Source organism: Shewanella sp. SM101 (genome assembly GCF_025654465.1).
Taxonomy (GTDB): Bacteria; Pseudomonadota; Gammaproteobacteria; order Enterobacterales; family Shewanellaceae; genus Shewanella; species Shewanella oncorhynchi.
Genome location: NZ_JAKKRH010000018.1, coordinates 1 through 15,875, shown reverse-complemented (window position 1 = coordinate 15,875; position 15,875 = coordinate 1). Strand labels below are relative to the sequence as shown.

Sequence of the window (15,875 nt, the reverse complement as noted above, 5' to 3'; positions counted from 1 at the left end):
ATTGCTCTGTTATTCCCTAAAGCTTACTGGCACTCGGTTAGTGAATAGTAATGATATGAAGTAGTTGTCCTTCAAATGATCATTTATTAATCCTGCTTTTAGATCTTCATCATGAGTGACCGAAACAGAATAGGTATACAGTTGTATATAAAATGCGTGGTTTTGAGGGATTTTTATTCAATATACGTGCGCATTATCCCAGTTATAAATATATAAAATCTTTTAAAATTAATTGTTTGTGTGAATATGAGCTTAGGTAGTAGGTTTAGTAAACGCGCTTGCGCACTTTTCCGCATGGCGTATTTGAATAAAAGCTGATAAGTTCTTTGCAATACAATTAATTAACAGTGTGCGTTTTTATTGGTCTAATGAGGTAAATGCGCATTAATAAAATATTATGAAATAGGTGGAACCTCGTATGGATATGAGTGAAATTGCAGCATGGTGGGGTGCTACGGTTGCTACTCTAGTCTTGATGTGGGATGTGTTTAAGTGGCGAAATGACGGTCCAAAACTGGGTATCCGACTTTCTCCAAATATGAAGGTGTTCGGCGATCCTCTCCGAGAAGATAAGACGTGGATCACTGTCACTGTCTCAAATAACGGAAGTAGAGCAACGACCATAAAATCGATTGGAATGGAATACTACACTGGTGCCATCGCAAAGCTACGAAATAAGGTAGACCAAGCTGCGATATTCCCTCGTACAAATGATGAACACCCACTTCCTGTCGTGCTTTATCCTGGCCAAGAGTGGATAGGGCTTGTTCCACAGTACAGAGACGACGAAGATTTAAACATTGAGAAGTTGGCGAAGAAGGGTTGGTTTATTATCTGGTTATCAGTATCTCACAAAGTAAAGCCTATCCAAACGAGGTTGCAGTTCAGATGAAAATTCATAACAAAAAACACTAGTATGTGCATACGGCGCCGGACGGCCTAGCGGCCGCCTCAATGTTTGGTCGTTTAGCGCTACAACTGACCAGTCTTTCGGAGCAAATCAATTGGTAAAAAGAAATGCAGTTTAGAGTTATATCAGCCTTCATAATTTTTATAGGCTCATATTTGCCATTAGCGCTTATTCTTGCAGTGCAAGATATTCCTATGTCTTGGTGGAAAAATGATTTTTGTGATTTCTCTGAAATAAATAAGTGTATTTTCAATCCTTTTGAAAATCCATATCTGTCAATACTGTTTATTACCGTTACTTGCATATCAGTTGTAATTTCAAATGTATCCTTAAGAAAAATTTCATTTCCGTTTGATGCCAAAGTTGAAAGTGCAAAAACGATCCCTAATGACATTATTAATTATGTATTTCCATATGTAGTGTCTTTCATGGGAATTAGTTATGAATCACCAGAAAAACTCTTAGGTTTTGCTGTTTTCCTGCTTTGGATGTTTGCAATTACCTACAAATCAGGGCAGATAATTATGAACCCACTTTTGCTAATGTTTGGCTGGAATTTGTATGAAGCAAACGTTAGCATCAACGGTCAATTGAGAACTGTAAGAATATTGAAAAAAGGTATTTTAGTTCCAAATAACTATAAGGTTCAAACTATACAAGATTTTTATATTGCGAGAGAAAAATAATGACAGCTGATTTTCAATCTTTAAAAACATTCGATTTTGCTAATTCAACTACACATTTATGGATCTTTAAAGATAGCGGTACAGCCGCACGTTTTAGATCTTTTTATGTACAAACAGAAGACGATCTTAATACCCAACTAAAGGGTTTTATTAACACAGAAATAACGAGGATCACTGAACATGCTCCTTATACACATATCTCTCAAACAAACGAAAATAGCTGTTTATCAATTGAACATGCAAGCACCAATTTTCCAAATTTAAAGATATTGGTTGATAGACTTGAGGGTGAGCACAGAATTACAGATTCTAAAGATCTAAAAGGGGCAAAGGGTTACGTAGTAAAGTTCACATCAAATGGCACAACTGTCTATGCAGTAAAGCGTTCAACTTCAACATGGAAAACTTCATATAATAAAAAATTTATCAACATGATTTTTGCTAATGGTGAATTATCTGGAGTTGAAGACAATAGCTTTTCTATAGAGAAAAATTTTGATTTTTATGTCATAAATAATACCGCATTCATTGCAAATAAACGTGGTTTTGAATCTTCAATACAGCATAAAGCAGCATATGCAGAAGTATTCACTCGTCTTCAACAGGCTCCCGTTTTTAGTAGTTTATTTTCTGATATAACCCCAATTATTGAATATGTTGGAACAAATCCAATACAGCTTCGGCGTATGGCGGTCATTGAGGAAAAGGGAATCTACAGTAGGCCTAATTTTATTCCAACCTTGCAAAGGGTAAATATCTCAAGAAATTGGGGTATTAATTTTGACTCAGCCAACAATACAATTATTCCTTGTGAAAATACGGCTAGAGTTATCATCAGTGTTCTTCTTGATCATCGACTCATGAGTGAAATAACTGACAACACCTATGATGTACCTGATGCAACCCAAATCTAAGCGTTTAACAAGGTGCTGCTGTCGGGCAAATTTTCCCCTGAGCTCGTTGTTGAACTAAGCCGCCGTAGAGCTTAACTGCGATACAGTTGAATGTTTAAGTATGCCAGAACCAGCTAGACTTAAAAATATGATGGAATATTAGAATGAAAAGGAAATCTCAATGCAACCCTTACAAATCAAGCAACGCTATCAATTCGAAACTGCTCTATACGATAGAGCCTGCATCAAAAAATGCAAATTCCTCTAGCACTATTTAGACTTATTTACATGGATATGGCGCGGCCATATTTGAGATTTAGCAAATAAGCGATTTATGTCCTGCGAACAGCGCATAAATACTAAGACGTTAGGTAACAAAGCAGAATAGATGAAACGAAAAAATTACCCAGCCTTTCACCGTCGTCTCGCAATTCAGAGAAATGAACGCAAAAAGGACGTTGATCAAAAAAGTACTGAATCAATACTAGCTAAAGCAGCACACATATCACAGGTTGCACTTGTTATCCTTGCTGCTTTTGGGTATTTCTACACGGTAAAACCGGTTTATCAGAAGGAGCGGCTTGCCGAAGAAGTTGCTAGGTCTCAAGCAATTTTAGAAAATCAAAGATTGGAACTTGAGAAAAATAAAAATATTCTTATAGAAATACAGGAAGAGAGGAAGACTCTGGCAACGAATCTACAAAAACTTCGGAAAGATTTGGCTCGTTCCGAGAATGAAAGACGTGAGATTGAAGAAGCCACTGTGTTCATGACCTATGAATATTATCTTCCTGACGGCAAGCCAGCTAAAACTGCAACTGAAGTAAAGAAGGCTGTATTTCACAAAAACCTTCATAGTTTTACTTCAAATTTGAGATTAGCGTGTGGGATGATAAATTTATTTTCCAAGCAAAAAAATATCTTTCCTGCAGTAAGATACTACAACATTGGGAAATTAGATGAAGCTTGGTCAGAGTACTTTCCATTCACGCGTGAAGAAGTTGAAATTTGGAAAGAGCATGGTAGAGAGCTCCCAAACTACTTGGTATCTTCTTGTGCAAAACAATACGCAGAAGAGTTTTTGTCTAATGACAGGCTTTCTGATTATCCTCAACGAGAAAAGTTAAAGTCATCAATAGAGGAAGTAGTGTCTCAAGTCCTGAAATATCCTAGCAGTCAATGGAAAGAGGTTGAAGAACCAAATAGCGTAATAACCTCCTGTAAAAAAATAAGAAATGAAATCGATTCGGCATACAAGGAAGAACTGAAAACTGTTGAGGATGAATATGCGGATAGGGAGAATGCTTGGGGGGCATCAACACGAGAAATTTTACGTCACAATTACAATGTGAGCAAAGAAAATGCAAGCAATTCTGCTCTATCCAAGCTTTGGGCTACTGAAGCTGACTGTAGATCAAAGGCTGAGGCGCTTGGCAATGAAGTATCTCGTTTAGTAAAACTACATTTTGAAATTGCATCGAAATGAAAATTATATGTAAAGCTTCAACTTAACAAGCATATCAAATTCGCTCACTGGGACGCGCCGCTGTCGTGGCGTCCATTATGTGAAACGTAACACGCACAAGTTGGAACTAGAATAGTTAATCCTAATTAGGCTAATGTCTAACAAGGTTTTGCGCCAAAATACGTTAGAAGAGCCATTTTGGGGATTAAATTTTTTATAACAGTACTGAATACCAAAATACTTTGCCGATCACTTTTATCTGTTTGACTTGCTCGGCATCGAGGCGTTCGTCTGGATATTCGTCAGTGTTGTAGCTGCGCAGGCGTAAACCACCACCGGGTAAGTTATACAGCACTTTGATACGCAGCATGCCATCGTGGTTAACTGCGTACATTTTGCCGTCGATCACATTGGTGGCCGAGGTATCGACGCCCACTGTTGAGCCGTGGGGTAATATGGGCTCCATACTGTTGCCGTTCACTTTGACACAGGCTGCATAGTCACTATTTACACCTTGACGCTTGAGGGTGCTCTTAGTGAAACGCAGTTTTGGCCCTTTAAATTCGCGGCAATCGAGAATGCCATCTCCTGCGGCTAGCTCTACTTCCATGTAAAACGGTATTTCAACTTCATCTTCCCCTAATGGGGTATCACTGTCCCATATCTCAAATCCGCCAGCCCATTCAGCATTGGATTCAATTCTGTTGGCTGCCTTTGCTTTGGCACCTTCTTCGCCATATTGAAGCTCTTCGGCGGTGCAACGCAAAGCGGCCGCTATGTTCAGCAGCTTTCCAGTCGTTTTAACTTTACCGGAGACTAGTTTATGTACCATGACTTGAGAAATGTCCGCTCGTTCGGCTAACTCTTTTTGAGTCATGCCTATAGCTTCCATTCTGTCACGTATGTTTTGGGCAAGTGTTTTCATTGGTTAAGTATATTACCTAGGTTATATATGACAACTAACCAAAGTTATTGACTTGAATTAACCATAGTTATATTGTTGCTGTGTTTCATTCACTTTGGAGTCATTATGAAAAAAGCCGCAGCCATAGATCACTTTGGTTCACAAGCAAAGCTCGCGGCCGCTATTGGCGTGTCTCAAGCCGCCATATCGAAGTGGCCTGTAGACGTTCCCGAACTCCGCGCTTATCAAATCGAACGGTTAACTGGTGGTGAACTCAGGGCGACAGAGTTGCCGTTAATGAGCCCTGAGCACGCCGCTTAACACTGAACCGTACTAACACGTTAACAGAGAGAGGCTTATTAGCATGAAAACCAATTCACGTAAAAAAGATAGCCGTTTGAATTTGTTGATGAAAACGATTCATCGGGTGTTGGAGTTACCCAAGATGACGCGCTTTGCACTGGCGATAGATTTTGTTGCGGCAGTTGAACGTCTCGGGCTAAGCGAGGTGTTGGCGGCGGAGGGCATTAGCTTTGCGATCACGCAAGACGTGCACAACGATGCGCGGATTAATGCCCAAAAGCTGTTCCGCTGGCTTGGCCAGTACGAGGGCCAACATCCACAGGCGGATCGCTTGTTTCATGTTGAGCAAGCACTGGTGGCGGCATTGCCCGAGCATTTGCGGGTGCAGTATCTCAACGATGTGTTTGGTTGCACTGGGGTGACGGTTATTGCTGATCGTATGAATGATGGCCATGTGTTGCATGTGGCCGATATGGCGGCATCGCTCACCAAAGAGAACGCCGAGGCGCAAGTGGCGGTGATCCATTTGGGTTGTGAGCCCAAGCGCGAGCAGTTAGTGGCGGCGCACCGTGAGTTAAAAGAGTCGGCGGCGACCACGCAAGCGAGCATGGCAGCGTTAGAGCTGGCGTATCCGTATTTAGCGAGTCATGGCGGCAAGGCGGCGCAATTTGTGGCCGAGAAGTGACCGCGATGCCGCAATCGAACCTGAACATCAATGTTATCGCCAGTGCTAAGACCGAGCTGCACCAGCAGTTGATCCGCTTGGGCGACATGATCGGCGACGGTTTGCACTTAGAACCCGATGGCAAATGGATTGCGAAAGAGTATGTGAAAGTGGCGCGGGCGTTAGGTTATCGGCCTAAACGCGCGAATCACAGCGCACAGATTAATGCGGTGATGCTTAAGCGGGTGGCTGATGTGCCGTGTGGCCAGTGCGGTTTGGCTTTAAAGCAAACTAAGTCGGGCTCAAAACGCGCCGTGTGTGCCAATGGGCATAAGTGGCAGTTGTTGAAATGACTTGGTGAGACGACTTGTTGGAATGAGCTGTTGAAATGAAAGAAGGAGTGAATGGCATGTTCACAAATCAGTTAAGTGATAACTGGGCGCGTAAAAAACGCCGTTATCCCGATGCCCGCAACAGTTTGGCGACGAACGCGGGCTTGATACCTAAGTGGCAGTGAGGAGGATAAACGATGTTTGATCCTGAATGTTTAATTTGTTGTTTGGAGGGCGGCGCCGCGTGTTCGGTGCATGGGCAAGTTAGCCGTGATGATGGACCCGCCGTGGCCGCGCTAACCGAGATGGAAACCGCGCAAGTGACGTTACTCGTGATGCAAGCAAGGCAGTTAATGCTTAAGGCGATGGCGCTTAAATCTAAGTCGAACATGCCTAATAGTACTGAGCCTAATGTGCCTGAGCTTAGCGCGGCAACCTCTGAGCGGGCTGCGTTAAGCGGCGTGAACATGGGCAAAGACATTGCCTGTTTTCATGGGCATACCACGGCGGAGTTGTTTAAGCGAACGCAGGTGGGCCGAATGGTTGAGGTGTTAAGGGGCTGCGATGAATTGCAGCATAGTCGCCCCGAGCGTTGGGCGATTATCGCGACCGACATCGTGGATAAGGCGTTGCTGGGCAGTGGTAAGCAGTTGTTGCTGCCAACGGTGAGCATTGATTGGATTATGAATTATCTGCTGATGGAAGAACAACGCGCGGAACGTTCTATTGCGCTATTGGCGGAGGATGTAGGCGTGGGTGATGCGAGTGCGGTTGATATGAGTGCAGCTAATGTGAATGCCATCGTGACTAGCCGCAACGTGCACATTAAACGGCGCGATTTTTTTAGCCAGTTGCGCAGTAACTTGGCGCACGAGGTTTACTTGCTTGGCAGTGAAGGCGAGCGGAGGGCAACGGGGCGCATTGCAGTTGACCCGTTGTAGTAGACATAAGAAAGCCCGCTAAAGTTTGGCGACGAATGCGGGCTTAATACCTAAGAGAGGCAATATCATGTTACTGAAGCATGGGGTTTGCGTCAATTCGAGTTTGTGGGTTGCTCCGTTTGGGGGTGACTTATGAGTATGGAATTGATGGTAAAAGCGATGAAGGCCAAGGTGGGTAATCCACTGCGCAAGCTGGTGTTGATCAAGCTGGCTGATAACGCCAATGACCAAGGCGAATGCTGGCCGAGTTACGAGTATATTTCGCAGGCTTGCGAGATAAGCGAGCGGTCGGCGATTAACCACATTAATGCGCTGGTTGACGTCGGACTGGTGCGCAAAATTACCCGCAAGAGTGAGCATAAACGCAATACATCCAACCTGTATATTTTGGACTTTTCATCGTGTGTTCTGAGTGATAAACCTGCTCAACCCCTAGCTTTTACTGAGGGTGCAGCAAATTCACCCCTAGAAAATACTGAGGGTGCAGCAGATTCACCCCTAGCCAATTTTGAGGGTGCAGCAAATGCACCCATGGGTGCAGGAGATTCACCCTCTGAGGGTGCAGGAGCTGCACCCAGAATCTGTCATTCTTTTGAACCTATCAATGAATCTTTAAAAGACTCTTGTCCAGCAACGAGTGCTAAGTCGGTTTTCAATGCGTTTTTTAAAGCGTATCCCGCCCATCGCAAAGGCGGCTCGGATTCGGCTGCGTGGAAAGCGTGGAAGGCAGAAAAGCTGACCGATGCCGATTGTGTGCTGGCGGTGAGCTGGTTGAAGGACGCTGCGGCGCAGGATGCGAGTTGGGGCTTTAGCGCTAACGGCCAGTTTGTGCTCGGTATTACCAAGTTTATCCGCGAACGCCATTGGCTAACGCCGTTGCCAAGACCAATGGCAACCGCGGTTGGGCAAGTGGATTGGAGTTACGCGGTGTATGACCCAGAGGACCCCTTGATATGACTGCCAATCAAAATGCGAGCATGAAATCACTGCAGACCTTAATCCGCCAGCCGCTGGTTGGGCAGGGGCGTGTGAGCCAACCTGAGCCCACGGCAATGGATATGGCGATTGTGGACAGCGTGTTTAGCAAGTTGCGGGTGTTGTTTCCGGTGAGTGCGCCGCGGCCTGAGGACGAAGCGACCCACAAAGCTGAGTGGCTTAAAACCTTGGCGGCGCAGGGGATTACAAGCCGCGAGCAAGTGCAAGCGGGGCTGAATCGCGCCAGACGCGAGCAGGGCGATAGGCAGTTTTGGCCGACACCGCGCCAGTTTGCGCTGTGGTGCCAACCTACGGCCTGTGATTTGGGATTGCCCAAGTTGGAAGCCGCGTTTAAGGAGGCAACGCGCCATTACCATCACCCTGACAAGCATACGTGGAGCCATGATGTGGTGCGTTTAGCGGTGCGCGAGACAGGCAGTTGGATGTTTGCGACTGGGATTGAAAAGGATGTGTTGATGACGTTTGAGCGCAATTACACAGTGTTGTGTCGCCGCTTTAGCCGTGGCGAGTTGACCGATGTTGAATTGCCAAAGGCACTGCCTGAAACGGTGACGCGGCCCACTGAGGCAGCCAAGGCGAAATCAATTATTGCCAATTTACGAACCAACCTTGGGCTTAAGGGGGCAAACGATGGCGAATAAACCACTGACCCAGCGCGAACGCTTGATGCGCATCATCACAGGTAAACGGTTTTGGACCCTGTTTGAAATCCAGCAAGAGAGCTTTAACCGCTTTGGGGTTCACGACAGTGAGACAGCCTTAAGTGCGCGGTTTCGGGATATGCCCATGAATCAGCGGGTAAAGCGGATACGCTCGGGTACCCATCACACCTTTGAATATCGGTTGGAGGGCTAGATGGCGCAGATTGTGATAGCAACAGGCGTAGAGCAGGGCAAGTTAAACGATGCAGTATTGCGCCGTTGGTTGCGGGCAGGGATAACGCGGGACTTTCGGGACACGCAGTTTCCGGCGGTGCGGTTACGGGCCTCGACCGATAGACGCCAAGCCTCGGTATATTTAGTGATGAACGAAGCGGGCAAAACCGTGTGGCAAAAGCAGGGCGTGTGGCCAGTGATGTGCTTGAAGACCTTTCTAGCAGAGTTACCCAGTTTGCTCGCCAAACGCAGCATGGGCCAAACGGTCATCAGCAACGAGTTTGCCACGGTAGCACAATTACTGGCGTGGTTTGTAACCCATGTGGAATGCAACCGCACCTTAAGCAACAGCTGGCGCAGTAACTGTAAATCGTTAGTGAGTAAACATCTCAGCGGCTGCTTTAGTGAGTTACCACTTAATGAGCTGAACTTTATTGCGGTGGACAGCTATTTAATCAAACCCATGTTGGCGCAGGGCTACTCGGCCAATTACATCAAAGCGGCGGTGAAGGTGTTAAAGCGGGCGTTATCGGTTGCGGCCGATTTACGAGTGTTAGACAGCAATAGCTTGGCGGGGTATCGGGTGCAAATGAGTTTGAAGATGCCCCCTTTGGTGGGCACGCAGTTAAGCGAGTCGGACGTGGGGCCGTTATTCAGCGCCCTACGGAATGCAGCAAGACCGGTGGCCATGTTGTTTGTGTTGATGCTGATGTTCGGTACCCGCATTGGGGAAACCCGCTTAGCACGTTGGGACCACTTTGCCGGTGATTACTGGTTTATTCCCGCCGAGAATGCCAAGAACCGCCAAGAGCATCGCTTACCCATGACGCCCACTGCCAAGAAGCTCATTACCCATTACGCCCAGTGGCAATACACGCATGTGGGCAAGCGAGCGTTTTTGTTCCCAGGCGAAGTGGGGCCGGTGAGCATTCGTACCGCGCAGTATTGGAGTGAAACGATTCGGTTTAAGGCGTTTACCTCCCATGCACTAAGAAAACTGTGCCGCACCATTATTGCCGACATGGGCGTAGATACCATGGTGGGTGAGCGGATTTTGAATCACACCTTGCCATTGCTGCTGCGCACTTACGTTAACAGCACTTTAGATAAGGGCATGTTGATGGCGTTGGATGCCTACCACGCACACTTAATCACACTGGGGTTTGATGATGTGGCGCCCGAGATTATGCGCCAATCGACCACTGAACCGAGTGAGCCGGACGAGCCAATGTTAGTGGGGTGGTTATGACGATGACAATAACAATCACAAATAAAACGAGTGGGTTATGGACTTCACGCAGGAGGATTTATGGCTAATCGCGCCGCGGATGTATTGAAAGTAGGGCGCCGTTTACGGGGCATGACCCAAGACGAAGTGGCTGAGATTTACGGCATTAGCCGCAACACTTACCAACGTTGGGAAAATGGCCGTACTACTGCGCCCTATGACGATGTGACATCGATATGCCTTGATGTGTTTAAGCTTTCGATTGAGAAGATAAATGAGGTGGCTAATGGGCTTTAGCGATGAACCCGAGCAGAGGATGAACATTAAGGCGTTGCGGTTAGGGCTGTATCGCTGGGGCCGTTATTGGGTGTACCAAGAGTTAGGCAAGGGGTTTTCAAACCGCAGTGCCTGCGACCGCTTAGGCGAAGCGCTGGGCGGCGGCAACTTAAAGCACGAACTCAACGTGCCTGCCCACGTCGCCCATTTTGACCACCTCGTTGAGCAGTTATCCATTAACTGCAAACGCGCCATTCGCGCCCATTACCTGTGCAAAGAGCAATGGGCTTTAATGGGATTTGACAGCAAAAAGTCCTACATCTTCTGGTTAAGAAAAGCCGAAATGGCACTGCTAGATAGGATGAATTAGAAGGAACGCCCTCTTACGAGGGCTGGCGGGTTAGCCGGTTGTCCACCAAGACTGCTAACCCGTTGACTGGATTTTATCAAAGGTTCAGACAGATACCTATGCAAAATAATTCGCCATTCAAATACAAACACATTTGCCCCAAAGCGATTCTGTATTGTGATTTTAAGCTAAATCTGACGTACAAAGATTGACCAAATTTAAGTAATGATACAAAGTGGCTGCATAAATAATTGATTTATTGCGTATGACTTTTTAGACATGCTTGAAGCGATAGCTTTGCGGGTGAATTGAGCTTGTACGCAGCCAACGCCAGCCAAATTCAAGTGGTGAACAAACATTCTCTATGTTGGCGGAATATGGAGAGTTCAGATACAAGGAAGTTAAATAGCCCATCATTATGCGCACTTCTTACGTAATCTGTCACTTACAAAACAAGCCACAGCAACGGACACGGAAAATGCGTGCCGTTGCGTTATGATCGTTAGGCCCCAAGGAGCATTTTCAGAGCCATGCCATACGTTCTCGCGGATGAATTATTCAGAACCAAGGAAAACGTCACGACCCGTTGTCGCGAGATTCTCTCCGCAACACCTGATGGCAGCCTTGTCAGTGACAGCGCATTGCCGTTTTTGCTGGATCTCTTCAGGCACCATGACGAATGGACACAGAAGACAGCAGGTGGGGTAGTTGGGATTTCAACTCAAACCACCATTCAGGGCACTCGCTGCTTCGTTCTTGTGCGCATTGGCGGAGGCACAATTGATATATCGTTCCCCCATGCAATTCGCCTAATTCCTAGCACTCGTACAGCACACCTGATTCCGCAGGGGCTGCGAGATTTTCGTAGTGCAGCTAGGAACGGTGTCGAAGATCAGATCAGAGGCTTTCGTGACAGTCAGCTCGTGAGTTCTTCAGTGTGTCCCATCACAGGAGAGGCACTGTATCGGGGTAACTGTGCTGTAGACCATACACCGCCAACCACCTTTGACTCACTTTTGTTCAATTTCTGCCAGAGCAAAGGCATTAATCCGATCACAGTCGCTGTTGGCTCCAAAAGTGGCACCGTTGCCGTGTTCAACGATCCTTTGCTCCTAGTTGCTTGGCAAGAACACCATCGGGCAAATGCAGTCCTTCGTCTTGTCTCGCGAATTGGAAATCTCCAGCTGCCTAAGATGGCAGTCCAGTGGAGCCTTCTGTATCAAGGAGTCTCGAGTGGGGCCTAAAGTCGTTCGCTCACTGGGACGCTGCGCGCCTTAACTCAAATGTTATGTGCCTTCACCGCATCGGCAGTTAAAAACTAATATTCGAACTATTAAGGAAGTATTATGGCCAGCGTTACCGCTGAATATCAAAGATTTTTGGAGTCGCTATCTGTAAGACCTGTAGATGACGATATTCGTCGAATGGCAAATCTAATATATTCAAATCTGCCACACTTAGCACAGGTGGGTGGTGCTCGCAGAGCTCGGTCGTCAAGATTAGCTCCGATTGCAATAAACCAACTTACAGAAACCTCGCCTGAGTTACCTGAATTTAACAATATTAATGCAGATGGCAATAATATTGGTCGTCTGCATCAATTGATCGTGGGGCCATTTAGAGGTTTTACGAATCAGGAGATATTTGACTTAAGTAAACCAATTACACTTGTCTATGGTGCCAATGGGACAGGGAAAAGTAGTTTTTGTGAGGCTCTAGAAACGGCGCTATTAGGTTCTATAAGTGAAGCCCAAGTAAAGCGGATTGACCATAACACTTACTGTAGCAATGTAAGGCTAAGGCGATATAGTCAACCTGTTATATCAATAGTAAATGTAAATAATCCTCCGATAAACCTTGAGCCAAATGAAGAAAAGTATAGGTTTTGTTTTATAGAAAAAAACAGACTTGATGATTTTGCTCGAATTGCTTCAAGAACTCCAAGTGATCAAAGACAATTAATAGCTACGCTTTTTGGTATAGACCAATTCTCCGACTTTGTTAGAGGATTTAATCCTTCTCTTGATGAGAACCTAAATCTTACTGGTCAACGAACACAAGAGCTTGCAATAAGACGATATGCATTGGCAAGTGCAGAAAAAGTTATCCAGGAATTTCCGCAGCGTCTTATACAAATTAATATAAATGAAGGCCAAATTGCAGAAAGAATTCAGCCAGGAAGCAACTATGAAGTTGTTAAACTGTGGTTGGTTGGAAGTCAGGATCAGCAAGGTCGCTTACCATATGTTCAATCTCTGCTTGATGCTCCGTCACCAACTGTTTACGGCCTAACTTCAGATCAGCTTACATTAGCGTTTAATCAAGTGTTCGCTATAAATAGTAAATTGCAGGGTATTAATACTGAATTGGCTCGTCGTGCAGGCGAAGTGTCATATAAACAACTATATGAATCAGTACTCCAGTTATCTGCTTCAAGTCCACATCACTGCCCAGCATGTGGCACTAATCTCCAGTCCGTAGTTAAAAATCCATATGAGGCCGCAGTCAATGGTCTTGAACAACTTAGTGAATTAGCTGATTTGCAAGAACAAGCAAAAGAACATAGTGACGCATTGAGTGAGTCGTTGCGAAACTTACATCAATTGATGGTTAATGCAATTAATGCGGCAGCTCAAGTTTGCCCTCAAATGCTAAGAGAGAATGCGCTTCCAGTTTTGCCGCCAACATCAACTGGCCACTGGCTTCAGACATGGGTTAATGACAATAATAAATGTTGGAATGCATTGCTAAATCTATGTTCTGAAATCGAAAGATTAGATGTTGTGGCTCGCGAAGCACTAGCTCAGCGCCAACAGCTAGTTGAAGAGAGAACTAGACTTGATGAATATCGAATCGAGATAGAGAGGGCAAAATTAATACGACAAACTGCAGAAAGTGAACTTGCAGAAGCAAGAACTACTGTTGCTAATTTTGACGAGGCTAATAGGGAGCTGATTGAACTTGTAGCTTCTGAGGCGCAAGTAGTCGCATTTCATAACAGAGTTAAAAGGTCATATGATGGTTTTTTACAAGAGGTCCAATCATATCTAAGCAATCTACCATCACAATTGCTTCAAGGTTTGGGGCAGAGAGCTCGCGACCTATACAATTCATTTAATCGTGACGACTTACCAGTAGACTTATTGCAAAACCTTTGGTTGCCAGTTGCTGAAAACGGGAAGATTGAACTTGAGTTTCAGGGGCAATTAGGGGTTCGTTATGATGCATTAACACTGCTTAGCGAAGGACACATTAAGTGTTTGGGGTTGGCTATCCTACTCGCAAAGAATATTGAAGAAGGCTGCTCTCTAGTTATTTTTGATGACGTAGTAAATGCTATTGATGATGACCATAGAAATGGAATCTGGAGAACATTCTTCGAAGATGGTTTGTTGGATGGAAAGCAGGTCATCTTAACTTCTCACGCTGAGGAATTCCTTCATAGAATCCAACAAGAGCTGGGTGTGGCACGTGCAGGTGAAATAGCACTGTATAAATTCTTGCCGCATCAAGGGGATCATCACTTACGTGTTGATACTAACCCTCCCTCAAAGAACTACGTTCTTAAAGCCCAGCAGGCATTTGCTAATGATGATAAACGAGATACTCTTTATTACTCTCGGGCAGCTATAGAAAGTCTAACGGATCGGTTATGGACTTGGATGGCAAGAAGTGGAGATGGGCGTATTGAACTTAAACTTAGTGGGCCAAGATCACCTTGGGAATTGAATAATAAGTGTAATAAAATTCGTTCTTCCTTGAGAAGGAATCAGAATCAGTCTAATTCAATTATTTCCTCTCTGGGAGCTCTAGATGCATTATTAGGGGTGGCTGGCGGCTCAATAGAATGGGGATACCTAAATAGTGGAACTCATGATTCTCAGCGAGATGGCGAGTTTGATCGCTCGGCTGTTGAAACTATTGTCCAAGCTGTAGGGGCATTAGATCAAGCGTTAACGGATCTTCAAAATGGGCGATAAAAAGTAGCACATAACAAGTCAAAGCACTCGGACGCAGCAAAGCTGCGCTGGTCTTTTAGGCGTTATACGAATTGGAGATATTGGTGAATTTTTTCAGTAATAATTTTAAAGTCTTTTGGTGGGCGATCATCGTATTGGTGTTAGGAGCCTATTTTTGGCAAAGGTTTCCTGACCTAGTGTTAGGTAAAGCTGTAACAGCTGATATGCTTGTGTTTATAGTTTGGATCGCTGTTTGTCTCGTTCCATTTTTCAACCAATTTGAATTTTTGGGGTTAAAACTCAAGGCGCAAATCGAAGAGGCGAAGCAAGAGTTACAAGGGCAAATCAATACACTTCGAAATGAAGTCTCAAATTCCAATATTGTTGATGTAAAGCCTAGTTTTTGGGTAGGTACAGGAAGTACTCCATCTAGTGATGAAAAGTTAGCTGAAATGGGGCAAAAAATAGATAAGATAGTTAATGCTACAGAAGCAGGTTTTGGCTATGACGCAAAATCGACTAAATCAACAGCTATCGATCCTGACATAATGTACCTGTTTAAAACTCGTTATCAAATAGAGTCTGGTCTAAGAAATTTAGCACGGCTGTCTGATTTGAACACTGAACGTAGACCCTTCCCACTTACAAAAATTATATATCACCTTGTCGAAAATGAGCTTCTACCTTCTGAACTTGGTGATGTTGCTCGGGAAGTTTATTCTATCTGTTCTCCAGCAGTGCATGGGGACATACATAGGGTGTCTGAAAATCAAATTGAGTTTGTCAAAAAGGTTTCACCAGAACTCATAGCTGTAATTAATAGTGCTGTACAAAAATTCGTTCAACTGTAGTGGTCAACTAAATTTGGCCACGGCTTTAGAATCTTCCCAAAATCTTCGCTCTGATTCATTTGGGCTTAATCCTGCATTATAATGATGTGGCCTGACTTGGTTGTAATAGCCAATAATATAATCAGTCACATCTTGTTTAGCTTCAACAAAACTCTTATAGCCTTGCGTTGGCACCCATTCCGTTTTTAAACTCCTGAAAAATCGCTCCATTGGCGCATTATCCCAGCAGTTACCTCGGCGACT

18 protein-coding genes and 1 pseudogene are annotated in these 15,875 nt (G+C 44.9%); 17 read left to right on the top strand and 2 right to left on the bottom strand.

What is annotated here, in order from left to right; genetic code table 11:
• Positions 1–418: 418 nt before the first annotated feature.
• The 4 genes from L5M38_RS11550 to L5M38_RS11535 all read left to right on the top strand — a co-directional run bounded on the left by L5M38_RS11550 (position 419) and on the right by L5M38_RS11535 (position 3,975).
• Complete coding sequence (locus L5M38_RS11550; protein WP_263179169.1) at positions 419–892, top strand: hypothetical protein; 474 nt, start codon at positions 419–421, stop codon at positions 890–892.
• Between the two features lie 125 nt (positions 893–1,017).
• The gene (locus L5M38_RS11545) at positions 1,018–1,596 is read left to right on the top strand and encodes a hypothetical protein (protein ID WP_263179167.1); all 579 of its coding nucleotides are present in this window, start codon (positions 1,018–1,020) and stop codon (positions 1,594–1,596) included.
• The gene (locus L5M38_RS11540) at positions 1,596–2,510 is read left to right on the top strand and encodes a DUF4868 domain-containing protein (RefSeq protein WP_263179165.1); all 915 of its coding nucleotides are present in this window, start codon (positions 1,596–1,598) and stop codon (positions 2,508–2,510) included. The genes L5M38_RS11545 and L5M38_RS11540 overlap by 1 nt, the downstream gene beginning before the upstream one ends.
• A 367-nt stretch (positions 2,511–2,877) precedes the next feature.
• Positions 2,878–3,975 carry a hypothetical protein gene (locus tag L5M38_RS11535; RefSeq protein ID WP_263179162.1) on the top strand — a complete coding sequence of 366 codons (1,098 nt, stop codon included), beginning with the start codon at positions 2,878–2,880 and terminating at the stop codon, positions 3,973–3,975.
• A gap of 193 nt (positions 3,976–4,168) precedes the next feature.
• Here the strand turns inward: L5M38_RS11535 and L5M38_RS11530 are convergent, their stop codons facing one another.
• On the bottom strand, positions 4,169–4,879 hold the full coding sequence (locus L5M38_RS11530; RefSeq protein WP_263179161.1) for an XRE family transcriptional regulator: 711 nt from the start codon (positions 4,877–4,879) through the stop codon (positions 4,169–4,171).
• A gap of 105 nt (positions 4,880–4,984) precedes the next feature.
• Here L5M38_RS11530 and L5M38_RS11525 point away from each other — a divergent pair, with 105 nt between their 5' ends.
• The 13 genes and pseudogenes from L5M38_RS11525 to L5M38_RS11465 all read left to right on the top strand — a co-directional run bounded on the left by L5M38_RS11525 (position 4,985) and on the right by L5M38_RS11465 (position 15,632).
• Entirely contained in the window at positions 4,985–5,179 is a 195-nt protein-coding gene (locus L5M38_RS11525) for a Cro/CI family transcriptional regulator (RefSeq protein ID WP_263179160.1), read from the top strand.
• 43 nt (positions 5,180–5,222) lie between these two features.
• Positions 5,223–5,846: a hypothetical protein gene (locus L5M38_RS11520; RefSeq protein WP_263179158.1), complete on the top strand. Its 624-nt coding sequence runs from the start codon at positions 5,223–5,225 to the stop codon at positions 5,844–5,846.
• Between the two features lie 5 nt (positions 5,847–5,851).
• Positions 5,852–6,178 (top strand): hypothetical protein, encoded by a 327-nt coding sequence (locus L5M38_RS11515; protein WP_006083868.1) that lies wholly within the window; start codon positions 5,852–5,854, stop codon positions 6,176–6,178.
• A 176-nt stretch (positions 6,179–6,354) separates the two neighbouring features.
• A pseudogene (locus L5M38_RS11510) lies at positions 6,355–7,088 on the top strand (hypothetical protein).
• A 142-nt stretch (positions 7,089–7,230) separates the two neighbouring features.
• A complete protein-coding gene (locus tag L5M38_RS11505; protein ID WP_263179156.1) occupies positions 7,231–8,055 on the top strand; it encodes a helix-turn-helix domain-containing protein in 825 nt (274 codons plus the stop codon).
• A complete protein-coding gene (locus L5M38_RS11500) occupies positions 8,052–8,735 on the top strand; it encodes a replication protein P (protein WP_263179155.1) in 684 nt (227 codons plus the stop codon). Before L5M38_RS11505 ends, L5M38_RS11500 begins: the two co-directional genes overlap by 4 nt.
• Positions 8,725–8,949 carry a hypothetical protein gene (locus L5M38_RS11495; protein WP_012088970.1) on the top strand — a complete coding sequence of 75 codons (225 nt, stop codon included), beginning with the start codon at positions 8,725–8,727 and terminating at the stop codon, positions 8,947–8,949. Before L5M38_RS11500 ends, L5M38_RS11495 begins: the two co-directional genes overlap by 11 nt.
• Positions 8,950–10,218: a tyrosine-type recombinase/integrase gene (locus L5M38_RS11490; protein ID WP_263179154.1), complete on the top strand. Its 1,269-nt coding sequence runs from the start codon at positions 8,950–8,952 to the stop codon at positions 10,216–10,218.
• A gap of 60 nt (positions 10,219–10,278) precedes the next feature.
• Entirely contained in the window at positions 10,279–10,494 is a 216-nt protein-coding gene (locus tag L5M38_RS11485; RefSeq protein ID WP_006082023.1) for a helix-turn-helix transcriptional regulator, read from the top strand.
• Positions 10,484–10,843, top strand: coding sequence for a hypothetical protein (locus L5M38_RS11480; protein WP_006082022.1), 360 nt, complete (start codon positions 10,484–10,486; stop codon positions 10,841–10,843). The genes L5M38_RS11485 and L5M38_RS11480 overlap by 11 nt, the downstream gene beginning before the upstream one ends.
• Before the next feature lie 509 nt (positions 10,844–11,352).
• Entirely contained in the window at positions 11,353–12,066 is a 714-nt protein-coding gene (locus tag L5M38_RS11475; protein WP_263179152.1) for a DCL family protein, read from the top strand.
• A gap of 102 nt (positions 12,067–12,168) precedes the next feature.
• Positions 12,169–14,802 (top strand): AAA family ATPase, encoded by a 2,634-nt coding sequence (locus L5M38_RS11470; RefSeq protein ID WP_263179150.1) that lies wholly within the window; start codon positions 12,169–12,171, stop codon positions 14,800–14,802.
• A gap of 83 nt (positions 14,803–14,885) precedes the next feature.
• A complete protein-coding gene (locus L5M38_RS11465) occupies positions 14,886–15,632 on the top strand; it encodes a hypothetical protein (RefSeq protein WP_263179148.1) in 747 nt (248 codons plus the stop codon).
• 3 nt (positions 15,633–15,635) lie between these two features.
• On the opposite strand, the gene L5M38_RS11460 is transcribed toward L5M38_RS11465, so the two are convergent.
• On the bottom strand, positions 15,636–15,875 hold a 240-nt coding region (locus tag L5M38_RS11460; RefSeq protein WP_263179147.1), incomplete at its 5' end, for an integrase core domain-containing protein.